Annotated in this window: 1 protein-coding gene; it reads right to left on the bottom strand. The window is 69.3% G+C overall.

Annotated features, from left to right (window positions below; genetic code table 11):
• Positions 1-82: 82 nt before the first annotated feature.
• On the bottom strand, positions 83-668 hold a 586-nt coding region (locus EOA28_RS37715; protein WP_128315947.1), incomplete at its 5' end, for a LysR substrate-binding domain-containing protein.

The raw sequence follows: 668 nt of genomic DNA, 5'->3' as shown, positions 1-668 counted from the left end.
AGATCGAACGGCGCAGGACCTGGAAGTAGCGCCGGCGCTTTTCCTCGCCCCCGCCGAGCCGCGGGCGAGGAAGAAAACATGCTCACGCCGCCTGGCGGTAGCGCCCCAGACCTTCGCGGATATGGCTGGCGAAAGCCTGTGCGGCCGGCTGGGTGGCATGTTTCGGCAGATGCAGGTTGACGGAGAAATTCGGCAGGGCCGGAAGCCCGGCATCGGACAGGATGTCGAGATCGGCCGGCACCGTCGAGGCAAGCCAGGTGGTCACGGCGAGGTCGGAGCGCACCGTCGCGGTCGTCGCATCGATGTTGCCGTTCTCGAACACGGTGCGCCAGTCGAGCCCGTGCTCGGCAAGCGCCGCCAGCACCGCCGGCCGGAAGGCGCAGGTGTCGGCGACAATGGAAACCGGCAGCGGCCGCTTCAGGCGCGCCGAGCCGCCTCTGGCGCCGACCCAGACCAGCCGGTCGACGAGCAGGCATTCGCCGGCGCTGGGGCCGACACGCTCCTCGATGACGGCAAGGTCGATCGTGCCCGCAGCCAGGGCCGCCGCGAGTTCCGGCGACGAGGCGCAGACCAGCGATATCTCCACCTGCGGATAGGCTTCGGCATAGGCTTTCAGCACCGGCGCGAGCAGCGTGCCGACGAGATCGTAAGGCACGCCGATCCGCACC

Origin of the sequence: Mesorhizobium sp. M2A.F.Ca.ET.067.02.1.1 (assembly GCF_004023285.1) — a bacterium.
Lineage (GTDB): Bacteria > Pseudomonadota > Alphaproteobacteria > Rhizobiales > Rhizobiaceae > Mesorhizobium.
This window is presented reverse-complemented; position numbering and strand designations above follow the sequence as displayed.